The sequence below is a fragment of the Pseudomonas sihuiensis genome, assembly GCF_900106015.1.
Lineage (GTDB): Bacteria > Pseudomonadota > Gammaproteobacteria > Pseudomonadales > Pseudomonadaceae > Aquipseudomonas > Aquipseudomonas sihuiensis.
In genome coordinates this window covers 4,371,997-4,397,983 of the sequence record NZ_LT629797.1, presented here as the reverse complement: position 1 = coordinate 4,397,983, position 25,987 = coordinate 4,371,997, and the positions used below count along the sequence as shown (strand labels likewise).

The following is a 25,987-nucleotide window of genomic DNA, read 5'->3' as shown; positions in this document are numbered from 1 at the left end:
GAATCGCGTCGCCTGAACGCGCCGTAATCGGCGTCTAATCAATCACATCCGTGCGAAAGGTAGTGCAGATCCTGAGGTATAGCCAGTAAACCGACAAGTGGCACCAGAGTACTGGAATAAAGTGATTAACCAAGTGCATGGCTATGCAATTTCGTGCGCTAGGCCACAGTTCCGGACGGTCGCGGCAGAAGTCGCCAGGCCTGTTAAAATGCGCGGCCCTTTTTCTGCGAACGATCCCATGTCCCGACTGAACCCCCGGCAACAAGAGGCCGTGAACTACGTCGGCGGCCCGCTTCTGGTGCTCGCCGGTGCCGGTTCCGGCAAGACCAGCGTGATCACGCGCAAGATCGCCCACCTGGTGCAGAACTGCGGCATCCGCGCCCAGCACATCGTCGCCATGACCTTCACCAACAAGGCCGCGCGTGAGATGAAAGAGCGCGTCGGCACCCTGCTCAAGGGCAGTGAGGCGCGCGGCCTGACCGTGTCCACCTTTCACAACCTGGGCATGAACATCATCCGCAAGGAATACGCGCGCCTGGGCTACAAACCCGGCTTCTCGATCTTCGACGACGGCGACATCAAGGCGCTGCTCAGCGACATCATGCAGAAGGAGTATTCCGGCGACGACGGCGCCGATGAGGTGAAGAACCTCATCGACAGCTGGAAGAACGACCTGATCCTGCCCGACGAAGCCCTGGCCAAGGCGCGCAATCCCAAGGAACAGACTGCCGCCATCGTCTACCTGCACTACCAGCGCACGCTCAAAGCCTACAACGCGGTGGACTTCAACGACCTGATCCTACTGCCGGTGAAGCTTTTTCAGGAGCACGCCGACATCCTGGAGAAATGGCAGAACCGCATCCGCTACCTGCTGGTGGACGAATACCAGGACACCAACGCCAGCCAGTACCTGCTGGTGAAGATGCTGGTGGGCATGCGCAACCAGTTCACCGTGGTCGGCGACGATGACCAGTCGATCTACGCCTGGCGTGGCGCGCGCCCGGAAAACCTGATGCTGCTGAAAGAGGATTATCCGTCGCTGAAAGTGGTGATGCTGGAGCAGAACTACCGCTCCACCAGCCGTATCCTCAAATGCGCCAACGTGCTGATCGCCAACAACCCGCACGTGTTCGAGAAGCAGTTGTGGAGCGAGATGGGCATGGGCGACGAGATTCGCGTGATCCGCACCCGTAACGAAGACGCCGAGTGCGAGCGGGTGGCCCTGGAAATTCTCACCGAGCATCTGCGTACCCAGCGTCCCTACAGCGAATTCGCCATCCTCTATCGCGGCAACTACCAGGCCAAGCTGATGGAGCTGAAGCTGCAGCACCACCAGATTCCCTATCGCCTCTCAGGCGGCACCAGTTTCTTCGCCCGCCAGGAGGTGAAGGACCTGATGAGTTACTTCCGCCTGCTGGTCAACCCGGACGACGACAACGCCTTCCTGCGCGTGATCAACGTGCCACGTCGGGAGATCGGCTCCGCCACTCTGGAAAAACTCGGCAACTACGCCAGCGAACGCAAGATCAGCATGTACGCCGCCGCTGGCGAGATGGGCCTCGGCGAGCATCTCGATGCGCGCTTCACCGAGCGCCTGCAGCGCTTCACCCGCTGGATGGATCGGGTGCGCCAGGAGTGCGCGCAGAACGATCCTATCGCTGCGATTCGCAGCATGGTCATGGACATCGACTACGAGAACTGGCTACGGCAGAACGCCTCCAGCGACAAGGTGGCCGACGCGCGCATGGGTAACGTCTGGTTCCTCGTCGACGCGCTGAAGAGCACCCTGGAGCGCGACGAAGACGGCGACATGACCATCGAAGACGCCATCGGCAAGCTGGTGCTGCGCGACATGCTCGAGCGCCAGCAGGAAGAGGAAGAAGGCGCCGAAGGCGTGCAGATGATGACCATGCACGCCTCCAAGGGTCTGGAGTTTCCGTCGGTGTACATCATCGGTTTCGAGGAAGAGATCCTCCCCCACCGCTCCAGCATCGAAGCCGACACCATCGAGGAGGAGCGGCGCCTGGCCTACGTCGGCATCACCCGCGCCAAGCGCAACCTGGCGCTGACCTTCGCCGCCAAGCGCAAGCAATACGGCGAGGTGATCGACTGCTCGCCGAGCCGCTTCCTCGACGAACTGCCGCCGGAAGACCTGGTGTGGGAAGGTCTGGAAGAGGCGCCGGTGGAGGTCAAGGCCGCACGCGGCAACGACGCCCTGGCCAATATGCGGGCGATGCTCAAGCGCTGAAAACCGGACCTTGCTGCCTGGTGGGCCGAAGCCCACCCTACCGCGCTGAAAACCGGACCTTGCTGCCTGGTGGGCTGAAGCCCACCCTACCGCGCTGGATCGCCGCCCGGCCCACCCTACGCCTGAGCGGAGTAGGGTGGGCTTCAGCCCACCACTTCAATGCCACTGGCACCCTCGTCACATTTGCCAGTCAGAAAGAAGATACCGCTCAGACACAGAGGGCTGGAACCATGCGCACATTCACGCTCGACCTCGATGCCCTGAGTCAGCTGATCAACGGCCGTGAGCAGCAGGAGAACTGGCTGGATCTGGAAAGTGGCAGCGTTCTGACCCTGCCTGCGGGAGATCACTACAGCGACGAGCGCCAGCAGATCGAGCTCGATCCCGAGCGCTACAGCCAGGTGCCCAACCTCGACGCCCCCCAGCGCGTGGCCATGCGCGAATCCTTCCTGTTCACCCTTGACGATGTGCATGCCCACCCGCTGCTCAGCGCCGCGCTGACCGGCCGCAGGCCGCTGCGCGCGTTCGACTACGAGATCGAGGCCTTTCCAGCGATTCGCGAACAGTGGCAGGCCTACGAGATCAAGCAACTGCGCGAGTACGTCCTAAACTGGCTCTACGAACTGGGCATCGAGCCCGCGCCGGACAAGCTGCCGCTGGATACGCGCGGCATTCCCAGGGACATTCTGCGGCGGCTGAGCAAGAGCGCCTGAGCGCAGTGCGCCCCCGGATTGCATCCGGGCTACCAACCTGTCCAGGCGGTCAATGGGTCACGACTGTCGGGCAGGCTGCGGTTTCACTACACAATGCGGGGCATTTTGAGCGAAAATCCGCAGCTTTTCTGCTCAACCAGAGGATCGACCGTGGAGTCGTTGAAACAGAAGATTCGCAGCGAAGGCATCGTGCTGTCCGAGCATGTACTCAAGGTAGACGCCTTTCTCAACCACCAGATCGATCCGCGCCTGATGCAGGAGATCGGCCACGAGTTCGCCCAGCGTTTCGCCGGCCAGGGTATCACCAAGATCGTCACCATCGAGGCCTCGGGTATCGCCCCGGCGGTGATGGCCGGCCTGGAACTGGGCATCCCGGTGATCTTCGCACGAAAATTCCAGTCGCTGACGCTCAAGGACGACCTGCTGATCTCCAAGGTGTTCTCCTTCACCAAGCAGACCGAAAGCACCATCGCCATCTCCGCCCGTCACCTGACGGCAGCGGACCGCGTACTGGTGATCGACGACTTCCTCGCCAACGGTCACGCCGCCAAGGCGCTGATCGACCTGATCCAGCAGGCCGGCGCACAGATTGCCGGTATCGGCATCGTCATCGAGAAATCCTTCCAGGACGGCCGCAACCTGCTGGAGAGCGAAGGCTACCGCGTCGAATCGCTGGCCCGTGTTGCCGCGCTGGAGAACGGCCAGGTGCGCTTCCTTGACTAAAGACTGTGCACGGCCTCGCGCGCTTTAGGGCGCGGCGGTAGCCTGCAGGCCCGCCAGTAGCAAACGCTGGTAGAGGGCTTCACGCACACCGTCCGGCGCCTCCAGACTCATGCGTCGCAAATGCTCGGCATAGGCTGCCGGCGCCGGCGCATCGAGCGTGGCCTTGCCCAGGTCCAGCACCTCGCTCAGGCGCAGCTTGCTCTTGAGCCAGCTCAGCGCCCGCACCAGATCCTGCTCCACCGCGCTGAAGTCACTGCCCAGTGGATATTCGGCGAACAACTGTGAATGCTCTGCGCGCAGCGCCTGCAGGCGCTCGGGCAGGTTGTTGCAAAAGCGCTCATCGAGGCGGAAATCCGTCGGCAGCTTGCCGGCCTGCTGCGCCTGCTCGATCAGCCCGTTCTGGAAACGCGAATCGCTGATCTTGAGCAGCGCCTCGATCACCTGCGCGTCGGTCTTGCCGCGCAGATCGGCGATGCCATATTCGGTCACCACGATATCGCGCAAGTGCCGAGGGATGGTGGCGTGACCATATTCCCAGACGATGTTCGAACTCACCTCGCCGCCGGACTCGCGCCAGCTGCGCAGCAGCAGGATCGAGCGGGCATCCTCCAGCGCATGGGCCTGGGCAACGAAGTTGTATTGCCCGCCGACCCCGCTGAGCACGCGACCATCTTCCAGTTGGTCGGCTACCCCCGCGCCGAGCAGGGTCATGGTGAATACCGTATTGATGAAGCGCGCATCACGGCGCTGCAGACGCTTGAGTTCCTCCTGACCGTAAAGCTCGTTGATGTAGCGGATGCCGGTCATGGCGAAGCGCTGCCGTTCGCTGTCATCCAGCTCGCGCAGACGCCGGTAGAAGCTTTCCGGGCCGAGAAAAAAACCACCGTGCAACACCACGCCGCCGTGCGCGCTGCCGAGGCAGGCTTGCAGGCGAGCCTGCGTCTGTGGATCACCGAGGTCCGCGGCGACGCGGCTACCATCAGGCCACTGCAGTTCGCCCTCCTCCAGGCGCATATCGCCCCGCAGCAGGCCGCTATCGCGCAGCCAGGCCAGATCGCTCGGCTGCAACTTCGTCGGCAGCCCCGCGTCAACCAACGCCTGAACGCTGTGTGGCTGCCCCTGTTCATCCAGTGCACCACTACAGGCCAGACGCTGCAGGCGTAGATCTGGATAGACCCGGCGCCGTAGCAAGCCGGCCTCGGCCAATTCCAGCAAGCCGTTGATGAACATTTCGCTGCAGCCATAGAGCCCATGCTCGAGCGGCTTGAGGCCGCCATTGGCGGTAATCTCGCACGCCCAATCATCAGCACGCAGCGCCTGTAACAGCGCGCGGTATCGGGCATTGTCGTCCTGCCTAGCGATAAGTGCCGACGCCAAGGTATCGCCCATCGAGCCGATACCGATCTGCAGGGTGCCGCCGTCACGCACCAGGGTGCTGGCGAACAGGCCGATGCAATGATCCTGCAGGGTCACCGGCATGTTCGGTGTGGAAAACAGCCTGGTGCGCTCGTCCTCGCCGATATGGATATCGAAAGTATCGCGCGGCACCTGGGCATCGCCGGCCATGTAGGGCAGATCACTGTGGATCTGGGCGACGCTGAGCACGGTCTCGCCAGCCTCGCGGCGCTTGTCCAGCAGTGGCAGCAGATCGAGGGTGACGTCCGGGTTGCAGCTCAGGCTGAAATGCTCGGGCTGCGCGGCGTCGACGGCGACCAGTTGGGCGACCAGATTCAGGCCCTTGGCATTGAGGTCGCGGGCGACATGGCTGTAGTTGCTGCTGATGTAGTCCTGCTGCGCCGGCTCGCATTCGAGCAGGCTGCCGGGCTGGAAGAAGAACTGCTCGACGCGCACGTTGCTCGGCAGCTTGCCGCTGTGCAGATCGGCGAGAAAATCCAGCTCGGGATAATCGCCGTAGACCCGGTCGACGAAAGGTTCGAGAAAGCGTCGCTGCAAGTCCTGGGCGGCACGCGGACGCGCCAGGCACAGCGCGGTGTAGATGGTCAGTTGCCGCTCGGGCATCTCCCGCACCCGTGCATACAGCGCGTTGACCCAGCGATTGGGCTTGCCCAGACCGAGCGGTAAACCCAGATGAATCGGCCCGGCGATCTCGCTCAGTACGCGGTCGACGGCTTGTTCGAGGGTACAGGTGTGCGGCATCTGACGCTCCTCGCGACATCCATGACGAATGCAGCTTGGACTGTGTAGCCACCGGCATGGTTGCATGCCGCCGCCCTAAGAACCTGCTTACGATCTGCTGCGCGTCGGCCCTACTGCGTTAAAAACAGGCTGGAGCGCCAGCCCGGTCGGAAGCCGCTTGCGGCTAACGCACTTTAGTGCGGCCCCGAAGGGGCGAGCGAAGCGAGTACTGCTCATTTACAGCTCGTAAAGTCGAGCGCGACTCCGACCGCTCCTCGCCTATTTTTGCCTTGTATGGCTCTAGCTCGCGAGCTCGTGAGCAGGCTCTAAACGAAAAAACCGCCCGGAGGGCGGTTTTTCAGGGAAGAGACGGGTCTTACAGACCGGACATCTTCTTGATCGCTTCGCGCAGTTCGTCGTCCGAGCAATCAGCGCAGGTGCCTTTCGGTGGCATGGCGTTGATACCGGAGATGGCAGCAGCGAGGATGCCGTCGAGACCGCCCTGGTGGTCAGCACGCTCTTTCCAGGCAGCGGTGTCGCCGATCTTCGGCGCGTCCAGCACACCGGTGGCGTGGCAGGCACTGCAATGCTTGGCGATGATGTCGTCAGCGGTGCGTGCACCACCACCGGCGGATGCGGCGACGGTTTCGACGCCCTTGCACTCTTCGCCCATGATGCACACCTCGCCTACAGGCTTGAGGCGCTCGGCGATAGCTTCATCGGTCGTGGCCTGAGCAGTCACTGCCCACAGGGCCAATACGGCAGCCGGTACTGCCAGCATTTTCTTCATCAGATTCACGGTACACCCTCTTCGTGGCTAGTCACGCCCGCGGCCACGGTTTCGCGAGCGGGCGACAGTATAACGGCAAGCAGGCCAGGCCGAAACAACCCATATTGTCGCAGGGTTATTGATCAGAAGTTCGCTGGCGTCGTGGCACTGATCAACCGCGCCGGTACATCGAACGGATTGCGGAAGCGATGCGGCTTGCTGCTTTCGAAATAATAGCTGTCGCCTGGCTCGAGGATGAACACCTCGTTGCCAACGGTCAGCTCCAGCTTGCCCTCGACCAGCATGCCAGCCTCTTCGCCTTCGTGGGCGTACATTTCGTCACCCGTATCGGTGCCGGCCGGATAGGTCTCGTCGAGAAAGGAAATGGCGCGACTCGGGTGGGCCTTGCCAATCAGCTTCATGGTGATGGCGCCACTGCAGATATCGGTCAGTTCGGCGGCACGATAGACCACCTGGGTCTGGTTCTCCTGCTCCATGTCGAGCGAGAAGAATTCCACCAGCGACATGGGAATGCCGCCGAGCACCTTTTTCAGCGAACTGATCGAGGGGCTGACGCTGTTCTTCTCGATCATGGAAATGGTGCTGTTGGTGACGCCCGCCCGCTTGGCGAGTTCACGCTGGGATAGGCCTTTGAGCTTACGAATCGATTGCAGTCGAACGCCGACGTCCAATGCTGGAATCCCCCTTGGGATAAGAGACGAAAAAGTGTCCGTATCATGGCATAGCGTTCGGAATTTACAACACTTGCGTTCACCCTTCGCCTACACACCTCCCAGGAAACCCGTTAAAAGGCCGCGAGCCAGAGCCATGCAACGCAAAAATAGGGGAGGATGCAGAGTGTACGAGCTGTACATGAGCAATACGACCGGGCTGGCGAACCAGCCTGTTTTTAACGCAGCATGGCCGACGCGCAGCCGTCTTTTAACGGGTTTCAGCCCCCGAGATAGAGCAGCGGTACCCGCCGCAGGTTGCAAAAAATCTGATAGGGAATGCTACCTGCCGCCATGGCCACGTCGCTGGCCAGCACCTGTTTGCCCCATAGTTCGACATGGCTGCCAAGGCCGGCCTGTGGCAAATCGGTCAGGTCGACAGTGAGCATGTCCATCGACACCCGACCGATCAGCCGGGTCAGCTGACCGTCCACCACCACTGGCGTGCCGCTCGGCGCATGGCGCGGATAGCCGTCGGCATAGCCCATGGCGACCACACCGACGCGGGTCGGCCTTTCGGCGACGAAGCGCGCGCCATAACCCACCGGCTCGCCGGCCGGCAGTTCACGCACGCTGATCACCTTCGATTCGAGCGTCATCACCGGCTGCAGGCGAGCGGCCTGCTCCTGAGCCTGCTCGAACGGCGTGGCGCCGTACAGCATGATGCCGGGGCGCACCCAGTCGCTCGGCACCTGCGGCCAGCCAAGCACGGCCGGCGAATTGCGCAAGCTGACCTCGGCGCTGAGGCCTTCGCGCGCCTGCTGGAACACCGCCAGTTGCTCACTCGTGCGCTCGCACTCGGGCTCATCGGCGCGAGCGAAGTGGCTCATCAGCACGATCTTGCCAACCTTGCCGCTGGCCAGCAGGCGCCGATAGGCGGCCTGGTACTCGGCCGGATGCAGGCCGACGCGATGCATGCCGCTGTCCAGCTTGAGCCAGACGGTCAGCGGCTTGCTCAGTTGGGCCTGCTCGATAGCCTCGATCTGCCACTGCGCATGGGCGACACACCACAGGTCATGCTGGTCGATCAGCGCCAGTTCGTCGGCCTCGAAGAAGCCTTCGAGCAGCAGGATCGGCGCCCTGATGCCGGCCTCGCGTAACGCCAGCGCTTCTTCGATGCAGGCCACGGCAAAACCATCGGCCTCGGCTTCGAGTGCCTGCGCACAGCGCACAGCGCCATGTCCGTAAGCATCGGCCTTGACCACGGCCAGGGCGCGGGCGCCGCTCAGTTCGCGGGCCAGTTGGTAGTTGTGACGAAGCGCTTGCAGATCGATCAGGGCACGAGCAGGACGCATGGCAAGGTGTTCCCTCGGTTGTAATCAGTCACACGGTGGCCGCTAGCGGCACTGTTCAAAAAAAACCCGGCAGGGAGCCGGGCGAAAAGCCAACACAAAAAAAATCCGGGAGAATTTTTTGACGTCGCTTGCGACGGCCCGGAGGGTTGCCGCCATGGATGGCAGGCAACAAAAAGCTGTGGCCGCCTCAGACGGCAGCCACCACACACATTTCCACCAGCACTTCGGGCTTGTACATCTTCGCCTCGACGCAGGCGCGGGCCGGTGCATGGCCGTCAGCGACCCAGGCGTCGTACTCGGCGTTGAGGCCGTCGTAGTCGGCCATGTCCTTGAGGAAGATGGTCAGCGAGAGAATCTTGCTCTTGTCGCTGCCACCCTCGGCCAGCATCTTGTCGATGTTGGCCAGTGTCTGGCGGGTCTGCTCGCGGATGTCACCGCCGAAGTCATCAGCCAACTGGCCGGCGAGGTAAATCGTGCCGTTGTGGATCACCACTTCGCTGTAGCGTTTGGCCACATGCAGGCGCTGAATCGACATAAAGCTAAAGCTCCTTGGATTGCGAAAGCGCGAAGGCTATCAGGTGCGCAGCGGCTGCGGTGCTGCTTGCACTTCACGCGCCTTGCGCGAGTAACGCGAGATATCCAGGCCGTCGGCGCTGATCTGCGGACGCTTGTTGGCCATCAGATCGGCGAGCAGGCGACCGGAGCCGCAGGCCATGGTCCAGCCCAGGGTGCCGTGGCCGGTGTTGAGGAACAGATTGCGGTAGGCGGTGGCGCCGACGATCGGGGTGCCATCGGGCGTGGCCGGACGCAAACCGGTCCAGAAGTCGGCGCGCTGCAGATCGCCGCCTTGCGGATAGAGGTCGGCAGTTATCATTTCCAGGGTTTCGCGACGACGCGGGTTGAGCGACAGGTCGAAACCGGCGATCTCGGCCATGCCACCGACACGGATGCGACTGTCGAAGCGGGTGATGGCGACCTTGTAGGTCTCATCGAGAATGGTCGAGGTAGGTGCCATGTCCGGGTTGGTGATCGGCACGGTCAACGAGTAGCCCTTGAGCGGATACACCGGCGCACGGATGCCCAGCGGCTTGAGCAGTTGCGGGCTGTAGCTGCCGAGGGCAAGCACGTAGCGGTCGGCGGTTTCCAGCTTGCCGTCGATCCACACGCCGTTGATACGGTCGCCCACGGCGTCCAGGCGCTGGATGATCTGGCCGAAACGGAACTCGACGCCGAGCGCCTTGGCCATGTCCGCCAGCTTGGTGGTGAACATCTGGCAGTCGCCGGTCTGGTCGTTGGGCAGACGCAAGGCACCGGCCAGCTTGTGCTTGACGCCAGCCAGGGCCGGCTCGACGCGGGCGATGCCGTCGCGGTCGAGCAGCTCGAACGGTACGCCAGAGGCTTCCAGCACGGCGATGTCCTTGGCAGCGGCATCGACCTGGGCCTGGGTGCGGAACAGCTGGGTGGTGCCGAGCTGGCGACCTTCGTAGGCGATGCCGGTCTCGGCACGCAGCTCGTCGAGGCAATCGCGGCTGTACTCGGACAGACGCACCATGCGCTCCTTGTTGATCGCATAACGGCTGGCGGTGCAGTTGCGCAGCATTTGCGCCATCCACAGGTACTGGTCAACGTCACCGGTGGCCTTGATCGCCAGCGGAGCGTGTTTCTGCAGCAGCCACTTGATGGCCTTCAGCGGCACGCCTGGGGCAGCCCAGGGCGATGCATAACCGGGAGAAACCTGGCCGGCGTTGGCGAAGCTGGTTTCCAGCGCCGGGCCGTTCTGACGGTCGACCACCACCACCTCGAAGCCCTGACGGGCGAGGTAGTAAGCACTGGCGGTACCAATCACACCGCTGCCGAGAACCAGAACACGCATGTTTTTCTCCCCGCCGCGCCCAGGGCGCGTGCGTTACAGGCCATTGTTGTAGATGGGCGCAGTATAGGAAGAGCCGCGCAGTGCTTTTCACCATATACACAGCTATATTTGGCGAGAATTCTTGGCAATAAGCCGTTTTGCAGAGGCGGATTCCCCATGAGAACCCAGCACCAAAGTCGTCGTGAACTGGACAAGATCGACCGCAACATCCTGCGCATCCTGCAGGAGGATGGGCGCATCAGCTTCACCGAACTGGGCGAGCGCGTGGGGCTGTCGACCACGCCCTGCACCGAGCGCGTACGGCGCCTGGAGCGCGAAGGCATCGTCATGGGCTACCACGCCCGCCTCAATCCGCAGCACCTCAAGGCCAACCTGCTGGTGTTCGTCGAGATCAGCCTGGACTACAAGTCCGGTGACACCTTCGAGGAGTTTCGCCGCGCCGTACTCAAGCTGCCGCATGTGCTGGAATGCCACCTGGTGTCCGGCGACTTCGATTACCTGGTGAAGGCGCGCATCAACGAGATGGCCAGCTACCGCAAGCTGCTCGGCGACATCCTGCTCAAGCTGCCGCACGTGCGCGAATCGAAGAGCTACATCGTCATGGAGGAGGTGAAGGAGAGCCTGGCGCTGCCGGTGCCGGAGTGAATCTGTAGGAGCGAGCTCTGCTCGCGAACCAGACCAGCAAAAGCTTCGCGAGCAGAGCTCGCTCCTACACAATGGTCGATCGTTCCCACGCTCTGTGTGGGCATGCAGCCCCGGACGTTCTGCGTCAGCCTGCTGCACGCGGCAAGTCGTGGCGCGGAGCGCCACTGCAGGGGGCTACCACGCAGAGTATGGGAGCCATCAGCCTAGACGAGTCGCTGGCGAGTGGTGGCGATCAGACGGTGCACCTGGCGCTCCACCGCCGGCTCGATCGGCAGTTCCGGCCCACGCCCATGCGGGCAAGGCAGACGCGGTGTGGTGCCGAACAGGCGACAGATCAGCGGGCGCTGGTCGTACACCTCGCAACCATTTGGCCCCAGGTGCACGCAGTTGTACTCGGCCAGTGCCGCGTCGTGTTCGGCATCGCTTTTCACCGGCAGGCGCGCCAGCTCTTCGGATGAGGCGGTCACCGGCCCGCAACAATCTTGGCAGCCGGGTATGCAGTCGAAGCGCGGGATCTGCCGGCGCAGGTGATCGATCTTGCGGTCGGTGCAACTCATACTCGGGCGCCTTGAAACAAAGGTGGCAGTTTACAGCGCCGCAGCAGACCTGGCGTAGCCGGATGCAATCCACGAACTGCTGCGCGAGCGTGATGCGCACGACCTTGGCGATCCCGCGCCCACGGGCAGGAAATTCCGCTTTTTTCCGTAGGCCTCTTGGCGCCGGACAGATCACCCGCTTATGCTGCGTTGAATTTTCCACACAACAAAATCAGGATTTCGCACATGAACGCCCGCGTTCACCAGCCCGTCCACAGCCCGCAGCATGCCGCTTCCTATTACGCCGCCAGCGTCAATCGCCAGCAGGCCTACCCGCCCCTGGGCGGTGAGCTGCAGGTGGACGCGTGCATCGTCGGTGGCGGTTTCAGCGGCCTGAACACCGCCATCGAGCTGGCTCAGAAAGGCCTGTCGGTGGCGCTGCTGGAGGCGCGCAAGATCGGCTGGGGCGCCAGCGGGCGCAACGGCGGGCAGCTGATTCGCGGCGTTGGCCATGATGTCGAACAGTTCGAATCGGTGGTCGGCAAGGACGGCGTGCGTCAGTTCAAGCTGATGGGCCTGGAGGCGGTGGAGATCGTGCGCGCACGCGTCGCCCAGTACCAGATCGATTGCGATCTGACCTGGGGCTACTGCGACCTGGCCAACAAGCCGGCGCACATGGAAGGCTTCGCCGAAGACAAGGCCGAGCTGGAAAGCCTCGGCTATCGTCACGAACTGCGCATGGTGCCGAAGGAGCGCATCCACGAAGTGGTCGGCTCCGACAACTATCACGGTGCCATGATCGACATGGGCTCGGGCCACCTGCACCCGCTCAACCTGGCGCTCGGCGAAGCCGCTGCCGCCCAATCGCTCGGCGTGCAGCTGTTCGAAGACTCACCGGTGACACGCATCGACTACGGCAATGAGGTGCGCGTGCACACCGCAGGTGGCCAGGTGCGCGCCCAATATCTGGTACTGGCCTGCAATGCCTACATCAACGGCCTCAATCCGACCCTGAGCGGCAAGGTGCTACCGGCCGGCAGCTATATCATCGCCACCGAACAACTCTCCGAAGAGCAGGCGAGGCAACTGATTCCACAGAATATGGCGCTGTGCGACCAGCGCGTGACAGTCGACTATTACCGACTCTCCGCCGACCGCCGCCTGCTGTTCGGTGGTGCCTGCCACTATTCCGGGCGTGACCCGGCCGATATCGCTGGCTACATGAAGCCGAAGATGCTCAAGGTGTTCCCGCAACTGGCCGATGTGCGCATCGACTATCAATGGGGCGGGATGATCGGCATCGGCGCCAACCGCCTGCCGCAGATCGGCCGACTCAAGGATCAGCCCAACGTGTTCCACGCCCAGGCTTATGCCGGCCACGGCGTCAACGCCACGCACCTGGCCGGCAAGCTGCTCGCCGAGGCCATCGCCGGTCAGGCAAGCCGTGGCTTCGATCTGTTCGCCCAGGTACCGCACATGACCTTCCCCGGCGGCAAGCACCTGCGCTCACCGCTGCTGGCCCTGGGCATGCTCTGGCACCGGCTGAAGGAAGTGCTCTAGCTGGCCAGGGGCATCAGGAGCGTGCCGCGCCCACTGCCTGCATCTCGCTGAAGGCACCGCGCTGACTGGCCAGGATGATGAATACCAGGGCACCGGTAGCCATCATCAGCGGCAACGCATGGCCGCTCAGCCACTGGCTGACGGCGCCCGTGGCCAGCGGCCCGACCAGGCAACCCAGGCCCCACAGCTGAGCGACGTGGGCGTTGGCACGCACCAGTTCATCATCGCGGTAACGCTCGCCGATCATGATCAGCGACAGGGTGAACAGACCACCGGCGCTGGCACCGAAGGCAACGAACACCGGCCAGATCAGCGGCGTGTGCAGGAGCAACGGTATCGCCAGGCTGGACAGCAGCAACACCACGCCACAACAGCGGAACAAGGTCTGCCGCGACATGCGGTCGGCCAGCCAGCCGATGGGCAGTTGCAGCGCGGCATCGCCGATCACCACCACGCTGACCATGACCAGCGCCACCTCCTGGGTGAAGCCCTGGCGCAGGCTGTAGATCGGCAGCAGGGTCAGCATCATCGCCTCGAAGGCGGCGAACAGCATTACCGCCCAGGCAATCGCCGGCAACTTGCGGCAGAACACCAATAGCCCGCGCCCAGAAGCGCTATGCGCATCCACCTGGGGTGCACCGGTGCGCCCGAGCAGAATCAGCGAACCGCCGATCAGCAGACACACGCCCGTCCAGAAACCCCGGTCAGTCGCCGTGCCGAGCGCTGTCAGCAGCAACGGCCCGCTGAGCTGGCTCAGCGCATAGCCGGTGCCATAGAGCGCCACCAGACGGCCGCGCCACTTTTCCACGGCGAGCTGGTTAATCCAGCTTTCGCCGAGCACGAACACCACGGTCAGCGCCACGCCGAGGAACAGCCGCAGCCCCACCCACACCGCATAATTCTGCACCAGCGCCAGGCCAGCCACCGACAGCGCACCGAGCAACAGACACAGCTGCATCAGCACGGTGGTACCGAAACGTGCCGCCAGGCGCCCGGCCAGCGAAGCTCCGAGCAACACACCAACCGCAGGAGTGGCCGCCATCACACCAATGGCAAAAGAATCATAGCCCCAGCTTTCCAGGCGCAACGACACCAGCGGCATGGTCACGCCCAGCGCCAACCCGATGCTGATGACCGCCGAGCAGACGGCGAAGTAGGTGCCCCAACGCATTGGTGAATTCCTTGGCAGACGAGCCACTGCAAAGACAACGGCCGGGCTCCTCGGGAACCCGGCCGTAGGTTTCGGGAGCGAGATAGCCGGCAGTTTCGCTGCGTTCTCGGCCCTCTCCCCCAGCCCCTCTCCCATAAATGGGAGAGGGGAGCCGATCACCTGGCCGACGACCAGGAGATCGCCCCGGTGCCGCTACAGCTTGATCCAGGTGGCCTTGATCTCGGTGTACTTGTCGAAGGCATGCAGCGACTTGTCGCGACCGTTGCCGGACTGCTTGAAACCACCGAACGGCGCGGTCATGTCACCGCCATCGTACTGGTTGATCCACACGCTGCCGGCACGCACGGCGCGGCCAACGCGATGGGCGCGGGACAGGTTGCTGGTCCAGATACCTGCCGCCAGGCCATAGATGGTGTCGTTGGCGATGGCCACGGCATCGGCCTCGTCATCGAAACCGATCACCGACAGCACCGGGCCGAAGATCTCTTCCTTGGCGATGCGCATGGCGTTGTTCACCCCGTCGAAGATGGTCGGCTCGACATAGGTGCCGCCGGTCTCCTCCATCACCCGCTTGCCGCCGGCCACCAGCTTGGCGCCGTCGTCATGGCCGGCCTGGATGTAGTTCAGCACCTGGTTCATCTGGGTGGTGTCGACCAGCGCACCGACATTGGTTGCCGGGTCCAGCGGGTTGCCCGGTTTCCAGGCCTTGATCGCCTCGACCACCATGGGCACGAACTTGTCCTTGATCGAGTTCTCCACCAGCAGGCGCGAACCGGCGGTGCAGACCTCGCCCTGGTTGAAGGCAATGGCGCTGGCAGCCGCTTCGGCAGCGGCCTGCAGGTCCGGCGCGTCAGCGAAGACGATGTTCGGGCTCTTGCCGCCTGCTTCCAGCCAGACGCGCTTCATGTTCGACTCGCCAGCGTAGATCATCAGCTGCTTGGCGATCTTGGTCGAGCCGGTGAACACCAGGGTGTCGACATCCATGTGCAGGGCCAGGGCCTTGCCGACGGCGTGACCGAAGCCCGGCAGCACGTTGAATACGCCAGCCGGGATGCCGGCCTCGATGGCCAGCTGGGCGATGCGAATGCCGGTCAGCGGCGACTTCTCGGACGGTTTGAGAATGACCGAGTTACCGGTGGCCAACGCCGGACCGAGCTTCCAGCAGGACATCAGCAGCGGGAAGTTCCACGGTACGATGGCGGCGACCACACCCACCGGCTCGCGGGTGACCAGGCCGAGCTGGTCGTGAGGCGTGGCAGCGACCTCGTCATAGACCTTGTCGATGGCCTCGCCGCTCCAGCGGATGGCGTTGGCGGCGCTGCCGACGTCGATGCTCAGCGAGTCGCTGATCGGCTTGCCCATGTCGAGGGTTTCCAACAGGGCCAACTCCTGACCGTGCTCTTCGATCAGCTCGGCGAAGCGGATCATCACCTTCTTGCGCTTGGCCGGGGCCATGCGTGACCACACACCGGATTCGAAGGTGGCGCGGGCATCCTTGACCGCCACGTCAGCGTCAGCCTGGTCACAGCTGGCCACCATGCCAAGCAGGCGGCCGTCGACCGGGCTGATGCATTCGAAGGTAGCGCCAGACTCGGCGGAGCGGTACTCGCCGTGTACGAACGCACGGGTTTCGATGGTCAGGGTCTTGGCACGCTGTTCCCAGTCGGCACGAGTCAGGCTAGTCATTCCGGCATCCTCTCAATGGGTGGAAGCGGCGCCTGCGAGGGCGCGCACTGTCAATAATTCTGCAAGGCCAGATCGCTGGCCAGATCCTGGCTGACACACTAAACCAGGGGGCTGTGGCTTTTCAATATTTTTGACACGGACCGGCAAAAGCCCTTGTCATGTGCGTTTTTTTAAACATAGACTGCTGCCACGACTTTCCCGCGAAGGCCCTGCTGGTCGCGCGGTTGCCGCCACCGAAACCATGGAACAGCCAGATGAACATCGAACAGATCGTCGACTTCGCCCAGGCTGGCACGGCCGCCGAACACTATCGCCCAGCGCCGGAAAAAGTGCTCAAGGGCGATCCGGAGCAAAGCGTGCGCAACCACTACAGCAGCCCGTGCGGTCAGTTCAGCACGGGCATCTGGGAAGGCGCCGTGGGTCAATGGACGGTGAGCTACACCGAGTACGAGTACTGCGAGATTCTCCAGGGCGTGTCCGTGCTGCGTGACGCCGACGGCAACGCCAAGACCGTACGCGCCGGCGACCGTTTCGTGATTCCTGCTGGCTTTTCCGGCACCTGGGAAGTGCTCGAAGCCTGCCGCAAGGTGTATGTGATCTTCGAGCCCAAGTAGGTTCCCGAACTCCTGTTGCTTGTCACCCTTTGGCCCGCCTTGCGCGGGCCTTTTTCTGCGCGCCCCATGCCCAGCGGCAGTGGAGCGCGCGTCGTGTAGGGCGGGTGCAACCCGCCTTGAAGGAACTGGCGGGTTTCACCCGCCCTACCCCAGCCGGCAGGCAAAAAAAGACCCGCACGCGGCGGGTCTCAGGTGCGCCCGGCCTGGTGAGCCACGGGCGCAGGTACAGCAGGAACGACTCAGGCCAGCTCGTCGAAGCACTCGGCGACGATGGCGATGCCTTTTTCCAGTTGCGCGTCAGGGATGGTGACAGGCATCAGGAAACGGATGACGTTGTAGTAGGTGCCGCACGACAGCAGGATCAGGCCCTTCTCGCGAGCACGGGCGACGATCTTGCCCACCAGCTCGGCAGCCGGCTTGCTGTGGTCACCGCCCTCGAACAGCTCGATGGCGACCATCGAACCCAGGCCACGTACGTCACCGATCACCTTGTGCTTCTCGGCGATCTTGTTCAGGCCGGCTTTGAGCTTCTCGCCGACGGCGTTAGAGCGCGCCAGCAGGTTCTCTTCATCGAACACCTTGAGTACGGCCAGGGCCGCGGCGCAGGCGATCGGGCTGCCGGCATAGGTGCCGCCCAGGCCACCGGGGGCGATCTTGTCCATGATCTCGGCCTTGCCGCACACGCCGGAGATCGGGAAGCCGCCGCCAACGGACTTGGCGAAGGTGGTCAGATCCGGCACCACGCCCAGTTGCTCGGTGGCGAAGAAAGTGCCGGTACGGCCAGCGCCGGTCTGCACTTCGTCAGCGATCAGCAGAATGCCGTGCTGGTCGCACAAGGCGCGCAGGCGCTGCATGAAGGCCGGGGAGTTGACGTAGAAACCGCCCTCGCCCTGCACCGGTTCGATAATGATCGCGGCGATGTCCTGCGGCTGCGCGTCGTTCTTGAAGATGCGCTCGATGCTGGCGATGGACTCATCCTCGCTCACACCATGCAGCGGGCACGGCGCCTGGGCGCGGTACACACCAGCGGGCATCAGGCCCATACCGGCGGAATACGGTACGACCTTGCCGGTCAGCGACAGGGTCATCATGGTACGACCGTGGTAGGCGCCGGTGAAGGCGATCACGCCGGCGCGGCCGGTGGTGGCACGGGCGATCTTCACCGCGTTCTCCACGGCTTCGGAGCCGGAGGTGACCAGCAGGGTCTTCTTGGCGAAGTCACCCGGCACGCGCTTGGCGATTTCTTCGCACAGCTCGATGTAGGGCTCGTAGGCCAGCACCTGGAAGCAGGTGTGGGTCAGCTTGGTCAGTTGCTCCTGAACGGCGGCGATCACCTTCGGATGCAGGTGGCCGGTGTTGAGGACGGCGATACCGCCGGCGAAGTCAATGTACTCGCGGCCTTCGACGTCCCACACGGTGGCGTTCTCGGCGCGCTCGGCGACGATCGGGTGGATCTGGCCGACACCGCGCGGTACGGCGGCCTGGCGGCGTTGCAGCAGGGATTCGTTGGTCTTGCTCATGGTGTCCTCATGGTCATCCCCGGCGGGAGGTCGGCTCAGCATGCGATGATCGACTGAACCGAGCCCGCGAGGGACTCAATAGGGTTACGACTTACAACCGGGGCGCCGCACGCTCTTTCGCACCTTGCCCCGTCTTGGAAATCAGCGGATTTCCGAATCAGATTCCACCGAGGCACATGTACTTGATCTCGAGGTAGTCCTCGATCCCGTACTTGGAGCCTTCACGGCCCAGGCCGGACGCCTTCACGCCGCCGAACGGGGCGACTTCGTTGGAGATCAGGCCGGTGTTGATACCCACCATGCCGTACTCCAGCGCTTCGGCCACGCGGAACACGCGGCCCAGGTCACGGGCATAGAAGTAGGACGCCAGGCCGAACTCGGTATCGTTGGCCATGGCAATTACCTCGGCCTCGTCCTTGAAGCGGAACAGCGGCGCCAGCGGACCGAAGGTCTCTTCCTTGGCCACAGCAGCGGTTTTCGGCACGTCGAGCAGAATGGTCGGCTCGAAGAAGGTGCCACCCAGGGCGTGCGGTTTGCCGCCCAGGGCCAGCTTGGCGCCTTTGCCCACGGCGTCCTCGATGTGCTCTTGGACCTTGGCCACGGCCTTCTCGTCGATCAGCGGACCGGTGGTGGTACCGTCTTCCAGACCGTTGCCAATCTTCAGCTTGCCCACTGCCGCGATCAGTTTCTCGGCAAAGGCATCGTAGACGCCGTCCTGCACGTAGATGCGGTTGGCGCAGACGCAGGTCTGGCCGTTGTTGCGGTACTTGGAGATCAGTGCACCTTCCACGGCAGCATCCAGGTCGGCGTCATCGAAGACGATGAACGGCGCGTTGCCGCCCAGTTCCAGCGACACCTTCTTGATGTCCTGGGCGCACTCGGCCATCAGCTGACGACCGATTTCGGTCGAGCCAGTGAAGGACAGCTTGCGCACGATGGGGTTGCTGGTCAGCTCGCCACCCACTTCGCCGGCGCTGCCGGTGACCACGCTGAGCACACCTTTGGGGATGCCGGCGCGCTCGGCCAATTCGACCAGGGCCAGGGCGGAGAACGGGGTCTGCGAAGCCGGCTTGATCACCATGGTGCAACCAGCGGCCAGTGCCGGGCCGGCCTTGCGGGTGATCATCGCGGCGGGGAAGTTCCACGGAGTGATGGCGGCAGTCACACCGATCGGTTGCTTGATCACGATCAGGCGCTTGTCCGGCTGGTGACCAGGAATCACGTCACCGTAGACGCGCTTGGCCTCTTCGGCGAACCACTCGATGAAGGAGGCGGCGTAGGCGATCTCGCCCTTGGCTTCGGCCAGCGGCTTGCCCTGCTCCAGGGTCATCAGACGGCCCAGGTCATCCTGGTTTTCCATCAGCAGCTCGAACCAGCGACGCAGCTTGTTCGCACGCTCCTTGGCGGTCAGCGCACGCCAGGCCGGCAGCGCCTTCTCGGCGGCCTCGATGGCGCGGCGGGTCTCAGCACGGCCCATCTTCGGCACATGGCCGATGATCTCGCCAGTGGCCGGATTGTTCACGGCAATGGTCTGACCGCTGTCGGCGTCCAACCACTGGCCATCGATATAAGCCTGTTGGCGCAGCAGCTGGGGGTCTTTCAGTTGCATGGCAGTCTCCTTCAGTTCCGACACCCGGGCGTCGGCGTAAGTCGTTGGAGTCACGGGCAGAGCCCGCAAGGCCGAAACGAGCCGTGCGGGGCCTGATAATGGATTCAGAACCGTTGAACGTGCGAGGGTTCAGAATGACTGAACACGCCGTTTGAAATCTCAAACGAATCCTAGGATCGGCAAGGGTAAAGGGCAATAGGCGGCCAAGGAAAATCCATAAAATAATGGCAAAAACTTCTCAGAAGGCCGTTCTGGCAGCGCAAAAGTGTAAAGTGCGTTTTAAATAATGCACAGTCATGCAGAATGGACGCTAACCGCCGAGATGCGTATGATTGCGCCCCGCAACGCACTCGTAGCTCAGCTGGATAGAGTACTGCCCTCCGAAGGCAGGGGTCGTGGGTTCGAATCCCGCCGAGTGCGCCAGATAGCGAAAGGCCCCAGATGAAAATCTGGGGCCTTTTTGTTTTTGCAGACACTCAACTCAAGGCGCCGTCTGATAGACGTCATACGGCAACGATGAGATCCGCCCGCGACGCGCCTTTTAACTCGTTGCCCATCTCCTGCTCGTTCCGGCTACCGCCATACCAAAGCAGCTCGCTCATTCTCCAGAAGCAGCAACTGGGCCGCACGCGCATTGGCCTGCCCGCATGCAGGTGCTTATCGCCCCGGCCACAGCCCGTGATCGTTTGGCACACAGACACCAGAACTTGGCACCCAGAAGCAAACTCCAGCGGGCCGATCTGGCTTAAATGGCTTGCAGAAGTCCAGCACTCGGCAGTTTGAACGCTGGACGAACGTCAATGCCTGCGGAGGTGCCCGATGAAAGTACTGCTTGCCTTGCTCGCTCTGCTGGCAACCATCGCTCAGGCGCATGCCGAACAGGTGGTGCGCGTATACGGGTGGAAGGACTACCTGGCCCCTGACGTGCTCAGAGATTTTCAGCAGCAAACCGGTATTACCGTCGATTACCAGACCTATACCAGCACCGACGAGTTGCGCCAGGCGCTCAGTGATGGCTCGCACTATGACCTGGTGATGCCGAGCCACTTCATGCTCGAACAACTGATCGAGGAGCAGCGCCTCACGCCGTTGGATACCAGGCAACTGACGCACTACGCCGAACTCGACCCCTGGCTGCTGACGATTCTCGCCGGTCTGCCACAGGCCAACCGTTACGCAGTGCCCTATCTATGGGGCTCCACCGGGCTGGTAATCGCCCCAGACCTGGCGCAAGCCAGCTACGGCGCTCCCCCGCCGAACAGCTGGAAGCTGATGTTCGAGGCCGCCGAAACAGAACGGCTCAGCACATGCGGCGTAGCGATGCTGGACGCTTCCGATGAGACCTCATCAGTGCTGCTCAACTACCGCGGGCGGCGCCTGTCGCGTATCACCAACCGCCAGTTGATCAAGCAACTGGACGGATTGAAGGCCGTCACGCCGTTCATTCGCACGATGAACAACTGGGACTTCGTCGACGACCTCATAAACGGCAAGCTGTGTCTGGCCATGGCCTGGAGCGGCCATGCCGTGCGTGCGATGCAGGACAATCCGAAGCTCGTCTACCGCATTCCGGAAGAAGGCGCGGCGATCTTCATCGATACCCTGGCGATCCCGAGCGATGCCGCCAACCCGCAACTGGCCTACCGCCTGCTCGATTTCCTGATCGACCCACCAATCGCACTGCGCAACGCGCTCAACTCTCGTTTCTATGCACCGCTGCCTAACGAGACGCCAGCCATGCAGAGCTTCGCAAAAGCGCACCCGGCACAGGTGCTGACGACCGATCAAAGACGACGCAGTTATCTGCTCGAGAGCGTGCCCACCTCACAACGCAAGATCCTCGATGAAGCCTGGCAGGACCTGAAGAGGAACCGCTATTGAAGCCCCAGGCGATTGAGGCGCTCTCGGCATGCGCGCCCTGGATAGGGCGCGGCAAGCAGCACAGCGACAAAGCAGCAAATTCCCCTACGAGGCCCCGCCAATACCAACAAGCTCGGGCCACTCAAGCCCCTCAGGAGACCCCATGAGCGAAATTCAGTTACTGCCCAAAGTACGCCAATACCTGCAACGCGATCACGGCCACTTCATCGACGGCCAGTACCGTAGCGGCAGCGGCGACAAGCGTATTCCCGTCGTCAACCCCGCCAATGGCGAGGTCATCGCACAGGTCAATGGCGCGACAGCCAGTGAGGTCGAAGAGGCCTGCCTGTCCTCCCGACGCGCCTTCAGTGGCGAGTGGGCGCAGACGTCGCCCTATCAACGCGGCCTGATTCTCAATCGTCTGGCCGACCTCATCGAGGCCAACGGCGAGGAACTGGCGCAACTGGAAACCCAGTGCTCGGGCAAGCATATTCAGCTGTCGCGCATGTTCGAGGTTGGTCAAAGCGCGATGTTCCTGCGCTACTACGCCGGCTGGGCCACCAAGATCAGCGGCGAGACCATGACCCCGTCGTTCCCGTCCATGGCCGGCGAGCAGTACACCGCTATGACGCGCCGTGAGCCAGTCGGCGTGGTCGCGGGCATCGTGCCCTGGAATTTCTCGGTAATGATCTCCATCTGGAAGCTCGGCGCAGCCCTGGCAACCGGCTGCACGCTGATCCTCAAGCCGAGCGAATTCACCCCGATCACCCTGCTGCGCCTGGCCGAACTGGCCATAGAAGCAGGCTTACCGGCAGGCGTACTGAACGTGGTCAACGGTACGGGTGAAGTCGGTGCACAGCTGATCGAACACCCCAAGGTAGCCAAGGTTTCGTTCACCGGCTCGGTTCCAACGGGCCTCAAAGTCGGTCAGAGCGCAATGGCCGCCAACCTGACCCGCGTGACCCTGGAGCTGGGCGGCAAGAACGCCGCAGCACTCTTGCCCGATGCGGATATCGATGCCGCCGTGGCCGGCCTGATCCAGACGGGCTACGTGCACCAGGGCCAGGTCTGCGCCTCGCCGGAGCGCATCTACGTGCACCGCTCGCAGCTCGATGAAACCCTGGCCAAGTTCGCCGCAGCGGTGAAGGGCATGAGCATTGGCTCGCCACTGGACGAGAGCGTGCAGTTCGGCCCGCTGGCCAACAAGCCGCAGTTCGACAAGGTGTCGCAATTTCTCGCCGCGGCCCGCCATGACAACCAGGTCATCTGTGGCGGCAACCCGCTTGCGGGCTCGGGCTTCTACGTCGAACCCACCGTGCTCCTGGCCAACGGCCCGCAGGATCGCTTCCTGTACGAGGAAACCTTCGGCCCGATTCTCTGCGTAGTGCCTTACGACGAAGTGGATGAACTGCCGGCACTGATCAATGACTCGCCCTTCGGCCTCACCGCCAGCATCTGGACCAACGACCTGTCCCGCGCGCTGCGCCTGATCCCGCAGATCGAGGCAGGCACGGTCTACGTCAACATGCACACCTTCCTCGACCCATCGGTGCCCTTCGGCGGCATCAAGGCATCCGGCATGGGGCGCGAGTTCGGCAGCGCCTTCATCGATGACTATACCGAGCTGAAGTCGGTGCTCATCCGCTACTGAGGGTAGGGCGCCCGGCCAGATTCACAAGCTGGGCGCCTTGTTGCGCGCTCGCGGGTGCAGCCGATGAGGTTGAAACGACGGGCAGCTGCGCTGCAGTGCCCGCTGCTCGAGTTACTTCTGCGTGCTCAGGAAGCACGCCACTGCATGGCGATCCTCGGCATTCGCCAGGCCCATGTAGGGCATGTAGGTACCGGCCACGAATGCCTGAGGTGAAGCGATGAACTGCTCCAGGCTTTGCATCTGCCATTCGACCGCCTTCGCCTTCATCGCCTGGGAATAGCTGAAACCAGGCAGACTCCCCGAGGTTCGACCAAACAGGCCCTTGAGATTCGGCCCCATCTTGGTGGCACCGCCCACGGTGACCGAATGGCACACCGAGCATTCGCTGGTAAACAGCGCCTCACCCTTGTGCTGCTGCGCAGTGGTGCATTGCGCCGCGAACACGGGCGCGGACAGCAGCAGGCAGCCAAGGCCGGCCAGCTTGGTTAGGGTTTTCAAAGCAGAACCTCACATCATCCAGTTTCTGAACAGGCCAGCGGCGATGTCGCCAAACTCAGCCGTTTGCCCTCTGGATTGTCCTCGCTCGACAGCGAGGGGGTTTTATTGCCTGTGCCAGGCCCCTTTGCCAACTTGCCAAAATGGGAAAAGCGCCGCGCCAGCCCCTGATAGAGGCCGGCGGCCACGCGCACGACTGATACAGGCTGCGCCTAGCGCCCGCTGTAGCGCTTGCGGTAATCGCTCGGGGATACCCCGAAGCGCGCCTTGAAGGCCGTGGAGAAGTAGCTGGAGTCGGTGAAACCCCATTCGTAGCCCAGGGCCGAGAGCTTCTGCTCGCTGCCGGCCTGACGCAGCGTCTCGGCGCAGAAGTCCAAGCGCCGGTTCTTGATGTACTGCGCCACAACCAGGCCCTTCTTGGCGAACATGCGATACAGACCCCGCATCGAAACACCCACCTCCCGGGCGATGGCCTCCGGGCAGAGCTCTTCGCTGCAGATATGTTCGTCAATGAAACGTAGCGTCTTGCGGAACAGCCGCTCGTGGGCGTCGGGAACGCTATCGCTGGCACACAACACGGGCCGCAACAGGCTGACCAGCGCCTCGAGGGTCGCCTCGCTCTCGCTGACGCTCAGCGCACCCTGCTGGGTCGACTCGAGAATCAGGCGGTTGGCCATTGCCGCCATCGGCGCGCTGGCGGGAATGCGCTGAGCGCAATGCACTTCGGTGAAGCGCCGACTCTGCTCAAGCAGGTGGCGCGGAAGGATCAGGGAGATCTGCCGCGAAGAATCCTCGTAGAGAAAATTGTTCGGCACGCTGGAGTCGATCAGGGTGATATCGCCTGGCTGCATTTCCACGCAGTTGCCCGCTTGCTCCATGCCTGCACGCCCCGCCAGCTGGGACACCAGGTAGAAATGCTTGCAGTCACTCTGCGCTATTTCCTTCGACGAGCGAAACAGGCGCGCCTGGGTAATGTCAACGAAACTCAATCTCAGCGCACCCGTCTGGTGCTCACGGATGGAGCCGGAGAATCCTTCACCCAGGCATTGGGCATCGAAATGCCCGCACACTTGATTGACGTCATGCAGCCAGCCATCGAAGCGGCCGGCTATTTCTGCTCGTAAGATCGTCATGGCTTTAGAGCCTCACACTCGGCTGGATCTTGTTATAGGTTGCCGCTGTGCCAGATTGTTACCGTCAGCAGTTACTACTTTAGCCCTCCGAAACGCTGATAGAAACTTTCACTGGCATCCGGCAGAGGGCCATCGGCCGTTTCCAGCGTGGCATTCAGCCAGGCCTCGGCACTGCAATAGATGAGACGGTAAATATTGCGACACAGCTGACGTGCAGCACGCCCTTCCCAGTCGCCCGGGAGGAGCTCATCCGGCAACTGCGGATCGCGCAGCAGCAACCGGCGATACTCATGGATCAGCAAGGTTCGCGCCAGAAAGCAGTCTGCAGGCTTCAGGCTTTCCTGCTCCCTCAGTTCCTTCCACAACGGGCGGAACAGCTGGATGAATTCACTGTAATGCCTGCCCAGCTCATCGATGTTCCAGCTCTCGCGAACCTGGGCGCGTAGCGCTCTCGAAGCCAGGACATCCTGGGTGCGGGTCTCGAAGATGATGCTGTCGTCCAGGGCATCGAGCTCCTGCAGCGTCGCGCTGACGTCGACCCGGTCGCAGCGGGGGTTGGCCAGCACCGTCGGCGCGATTGCACCAAAACCTTGCCACTCCAGCTCTTCGCGCACCTGTTTGCGCTTGTCCTGCGACAACTGCGAAAGCACCACCAGGCACCAGGCACCGTCCCACACCGGCACACTGGAGCTGTAGACCCGCTTGAAGGCCTTCTCGAAGCGGCGCCGACCGGCGCCGGTCAGGCTGTAGTAACTGCGCCGCCCGACCTTCTCGGCGCTCAACCAGCCTTCCTTGGTCAGACGAAAGATCGAGGTGCGGATCAGCCGCTCGTTGATGCCCATGGGCTCGAGCAACTGAATCAGGCTACCCAGCCACACGGTACCGCCATGGGGTTCTATGGCATCGCCGTACAGGGTGATGATCAGCGAGCTGACGCGAATCGGCGTCTGCTGCTGGAAGCGGGTGATGAGTTGGTCCAAGGGAGCAAGCGAAGTCATGGGCATTCTGGAAGCGGAAAA

22 protein-coding genes and 1 tRNA gene are annotated in these 25,987 nt (G+C 62.8%); 9 read left to right on the top strand and 14 right to left on the bottom strand.

What is annotated here, in order from left to right; translation table 11 throughout:
• Positions 1 to 238 precede the first annotated feature (238 nt).
• From rep to BLT86_RS20660, 3 genes are all read left to right on the top strand, one after another.
• Entirely contained in the window at positions 239 to 2,248 is a 2,010-nt protein-coding gene (gene rep / locus BLT86_RS20670) for a DNA helicase Rep (protein WP_084341908.1), read from the top strand.
• 230 nt (positions 2,249 to 2,478) lie between these two features.
• Positions 2,479 to 2,961, top strand: a complete 483-nt coding sequence (locus BLT86_RS20665; protein WP_092379307.1) for a UPF0158 family protein — start codon at positions 2,479 to 2,481, stop codon at positions 2,959 to 2,961.
• A 150-nt stretch (positions 2,962 to 3,111) separates the two neighbouring features.
• Positions 3,112 to 3,684 (top strand): xanthine phosphoribosyltransferase, encoded by a 573-nt coding sequence (locus BLT86_RS20660; RefSeq protein ID WP_072423583.1) that lies wholly within the window; start codon positions 3,112 to 3,114, stop codon positions 3,682 to 3,684.
• A 24-nt stretch (positions 3,685 to 3,708) separates the two neighbouring features.
• Here the strand turns inward: BLT86_RS20660 and BLT86_RS20655 are convergent, their stop codons facing one another.
• The 6 genes from BLT86_RS20655 to dadA form a co-directional block, all read right to left on the bottom strand.
• On the bottom strand, positions 3,709 to 5,841 hold the full coding sequence (locus tag BLT86_RS20655; RefSeq protein WP_092379304.1) for an acetyl-CoA hydrolase/transferase C-terminal domain-containing protein: 2,133 nt from the start codon (positions 5,839 to 5,841) through the stop codon (positions 3,709 to 3,711).
• 355 nt (positions 5,842 to 6,196) lie between these two features.
• Complete coding sequence (locus BLT86_RS20650; RefSeq protein ID WP_092379301.1) at positions 6,197 to 6,619, bottom strand: c-type cytochrome; 423 nt, start codon at positions 6,617 to 6,619, stop codon at positions 6,197 to 6,199.
• A gap of 113 nt (positions 6,620 to 6,732) precedes the next feature.
• Complete coding sequence (locus BLT86_RS20645; RefSeq protein ID WP_004423167.1) at positions 6,733 to 7,281, bottom strand: cupin domain-containing protein; 549 nt, start codon at positions 7,279 to 7,281, stop codon at positions 6,733 to 6,735.
• Between the two features lie 260 nt (positions 7,282 to 7,541).
• Positions 7,542 to 8,615, bottom strand: coding sequence for an alanine racemase (alr, locus tag BLT86_RS20640; RefSeq protein WP_084341906.1), 1,074 nt, complete (start codon positions 8,613 to 8,615; stop codon positions 7,542 to 7,544).
• 187 nt (positions 8,616 to 8,802) lie between these two features.
• Positions 8,803 to 9,150: a RidA family protein gene (locus BLT86_RS20635; RefSeq protein WP_021487631.1), complete on the bottom strand. Its 348-nt coding sequence runs from the start codon at positions 9,148 to 9,150 to the stop codon at positions 8,803 to 8,805.
• 39 nt (positions 9,151 to 9,189) lie between these two features.
• Complete coding sequence (gene dadA / locus BLT86_RS20630) at positions 9,190 to 10,488, bottom strand: D-amino acid dehydrogenase (protein ID WP_092379297.1); 1,299 nt, start codon at positions 10,486 to 10,488, stop codon at positions 9,190 to 9,192.
• Between the two features lie 156 nt (positions 10,489 to 10,644).
• Here dadA and dadR point away from each other — a divergent pair, with 156 nt between their 5' ends.
• Complete coding sequence (dadR, locus tag BLT86_RS20625) at positions 10,645 to 11,133, top strand: transcriptional regulator DadR (RefSeq protein ID WP_092379294.1); 489 nt, start codon at positions 10,645 to 10,647, stop codon at positions 11,131 to 11,133.
• A 203-nt stretch (positions 11,134 to 11,336) separates the two neighbouring features.
• Here dadR and BLT86_RS20620 read toward each other — a convergent pair whose 3' ends face one another.
• A complete protein-coding gene (locus BLT86_RS20620; RefSeq protein WP_092379291.1) occupies positions 11,337 to 11,690 on the bottom strand; it encodes a YkgJ family cysteine cluster protein in 354 nt (117 codons plus the stop codon).
• A 225-nt stretch (positions 11,691 to 11,915) separates the two neighbouring features.
• Between BLT86_RS20620 and BLT86_RS20615 the strand changes: the two genes are divergently transcribed.
• Positions 11,916 to 13,229, top strand: coding sequence for an NAD(P)/FAD-dependent oxidoreductase (locus BLT86_RS20615; protein WP_092379285.1), 1,314 nt, complete (start codon positions 11,916 to 11,918; stop codon positions 13,227 to 13,229).
• Between the two features lie 13 nt (positions 13,230 to 13,242).
• Here BLT86_RS20615 and BLT86_RS20610 read toward each other — a convergent pair whose 3' ends face one another.
• Together BLT86_RS20610 and BLT86_RS20605 are read right to left on the bottom strand one after the other, a co-directional pair.
• Complete coding sequence (locus tag BLT86_RS20610; RefSeq protein WP_074860347.1) at positions 13,243 to 14,400, bottom strand: MFS transporter; 1,158 nt, start codon at positions 14,398 to 14,400, stop codon at positions 13,243 to 13,245.
• Positions 14,401 to 14,592: 192 nt separating this feature from the next.
• Entirely contained in the window at positions 14,593 to 16,086 is a 1,494-nt protein-coding gene (locus BLT86_RS20605) for an aldehyde dehydrogenase (RefSeq protein WP_092379282.1), read from the bottom strand.
• Positions 16,087 to 16,340: 254 nt separating this feature from the next.
• Between BLT86_RS20605 and BLT86_RS20600 the strand changes: the two genes are divergently transcribed.
• Complete coding sequence (locus BLT86_RS20600) at positions 16,341 to 16,700, top strand: cupin domain-containing protein (RefSeq protein ID WP_084342397.1); 360 nt, start codon at positions 16,341 to 16,343, stop codon at positions 16,698 to 16,700.
• Between the two features lie 239 nt (positions 16,701 to 16,939).
• On the opposite strand, the gene gabT is transcribed toward BLT86_RS20600, so the two are convergent.
• Both gabT and gabD read right to left on the bottom strand, forming a co-directional pair.
• Positions 16,940 to 18,220: a 4-aminobutyrate--2-oxoglutarate transaminase gene (gene gabT, locus BLT86_RS20595; RefSeq protein ID WP_092379279.1), complete on the bottom strand. Its 1,281-nt coding sequence runs from the start codon at positions 18,218 to 18,220 to the stop codon at positions 16,940 to 16,942.
• Positions 18,221 to 18,377: 157 nt separating this feature from the next.
• Complete coding sequence (gene gabD / locus BLT86_RS20590; protein ID WP_021487620.1) at positions 18,378 to 19,829, bottom strand: NADP-dependent succinate-semialdehyde dehydrogenase; 1,452 nt, start codon at positions 19,827 to 19,829, stop codon at positions 18,378 to 18,380.
• Positions 19,830 to 20,175: 346 nt separating this feature from the next.
• Between gabD and BLT86_RS20585 the strand changes: the two genes are divergently transcribed.
• From BLT86_RS20585 to BLT86_RS20575, 3 genes are all read left to right on the top strand, one after another.
• Positions 20,176 to 20,252, top strand: a tRNA-Arg gene (locus BLT86_RS20585).
• A gap of 396 nt (positions 20,253 to 20,648) precedes the next feature.
• Positions 20,649 to 21,710, top strand: coding sequence for an extracellular solute-binding protein (locus tag BLT86_RS20580; RefSeq protein ID WP_092379276.1), 1,062 nt, complete (start codon positions 20,649 to 20,651; stop codon positions 21,708 to 21,710).
• Between the two features lie 142 nt (positions 21,711 to 21,852).
• A complete protein-coding gene (locus BLT86_RS20575; protein WP_092379272.1) occupies positions 21,853 to 23,340 on the top strand; it encodes an aldehyde dehydrogenase family protein in 1,488 nt (495 codons plus the stop codon).
• A gap of 111 nt (positions 23,341 to 23,451) precedes the next feature.
• On the opposite strand, the gene BLT86_RS20570 is transcribed toward BLT86_RS20575, so the two are convergent.
• The 3 genes from BLT86_RS20570 to paaX all read right to left on the bottom strand — a co-directional run bounded on the left by BLT86_RS20570 (position 23,452) and on the right by paaX (position 25,966).
• Entirely contained in the window at positions 23,452 to 23,838 is a 387-nt protein-coding gene (locus BLT86_RS20570) for a c-type cytochrome (RefSeq protein ID WP_092379269.1), read from the bottom strand.
• A gap of 209 nt (positions 23,839 to 24,047) precedes the next feature.
• Positions 24,048 to 24,968, bottom strand: coding sequence for a transcriptional regulator FeaR (gene feaR, locus BLT86_RS20565; RefSeq protein WP_092379267.1), 921 nt, complete (start codon positions 24,966 to 24,968; stop codon positions 24,048 to 24,050).
• Between the two features lie 74 nt (positions 24,969 to 25,042).
• Positions 25,043 to 25,966 (bottom strand): phenylacetic acid degradation operon negative regulatory protein PaaX, encoded by a 924-nt coding sequence (gene paaX, locus BLT86_RS20560; RefSeq protein ID WP_092379263.1) that lies wholly within the window; start codon positions 25,964 to 25,966, stop codon positions 25,043 to 25,045.
• Positions 25,967 to 25,987 lie beyond the last annotated feature (21 nt).

Coding starts and splice junctions, on each gene's coding strand:
- rep (WP_084341908.1), top strand. CDS start 239: ATGTCCCGACTGAACCCCCGGCAACAAGAGGCCGTGAACTACGTCGGC.
- BLT86_RS20665 (WP_092379307.1), top strand. CDS start 2,479: ATGCGCACATTCACGCTCGACCTCGATGCCCTGAGTCAGCTGATCAAC.
- BLT86_RS20655 (WP_092379304.1), bottom strand. CDS start 5,841: ATGCCGCACACCTGTACCCTCGAACAAGCCGTCGACCGCGTACTGAGC.
- alr (WP_084341906.1), bottom strand. CDS start 8,615: ATGCGTCCTGCTCGTGCCCTGATCGATCTGCAAGCGCTTCGTCACAAC.
- BLT86_RS20635 (WP_021487631.1), bottom strand. CDS start 9,150: ATGTCGATTCAGCGCCTGCATGTGGCCAAACGCTACAGCGAAGTGGTG.
- dadA (WP_092379297.1), bottom strand. CDS start 10,488: ATGCGTGTTCTGGTTCTCGGCAGCGGTGTGATTGGTACCGCCAGTGCT.
- dadR (WP_092379294.1), top strand. CDS start 10,645: ATGAGAACCCAGCACCAAAGTCGTCGTGAACTGGACAAGATCGACCGC.
- BLT86_RS20620 (WP_092379291.1), bottom strand. CDS start 11,690: ATGAGTTGCACCGACCGCAAGATCGATCACCTGCGCCGGCAGATCCCG.
- BLT86_RS20615 (WP_092379285.1), top strand. CDS start 11,916: ATGAACGCCCGCGTTCACCAGCCCGTCCACAGCCCGCAGCATGCCGCT.
- BLT86_RS20610 (WP_074860347.1), bottom strand. CDS start 14,400: ATGCGTTGGGGCACCTACTTCGCCGTCTGCTCGGCGGTCATCAGCATC.
- BLT86_RS20605 (WP_092379282.1), bottom strand. CDS start 16,086: ATGACTAGCCTGACTCGTGCCGACTGGGAACAGCGTGCCAAGACCCTG.
- BLT86_RS20600 (WP_084342397.1), top strand. CDS start 16,341: ATGAACATCGAACAGATCGTCGACTTCGCCCAGGCTGGCACGGCCGCC.
- gabT (WP_092379279.1), bottom strand. CDS start 18,220: ATGAGCAAGACCAACGAATCCCTGCTGCAACGCCGCCAGGCCGCCGTA.
- gabD (WP_021487620.1), bottom strand. CDS start 19,829: ATGCAACTGAAAGACCCCCAGCTGCTGCGCCAACAGGCTTATATCGAT.
- BLT86_RS20580 (WP_092379276.1), top strand. CDS start 20,649: ATGAAAGTACTGCTTGCCTTGCTCGCTCTGCTGGCAACCATCGCTCAG.
- BLT86_RS20575 (WP_092379272.1), top strand. CDS start 21,853: ATGAGCGAAATTCAGTTACTGCCCAAAGTACGCCAATACCTGCAACGC.
- feaR (WP_092379267.1), bottom strand. CDS start 24,968: ATGACGATCTTACGAGCAGAAATAGCCGGCCGCTTCGATGGCTGGCTG.
- paaX (WP_092379263.1), bottom strand. CDS start 25,966: ATGACTTCGCTTGCTCCCTTGGACCAACTCATCACCCGCTTCCAGCAG.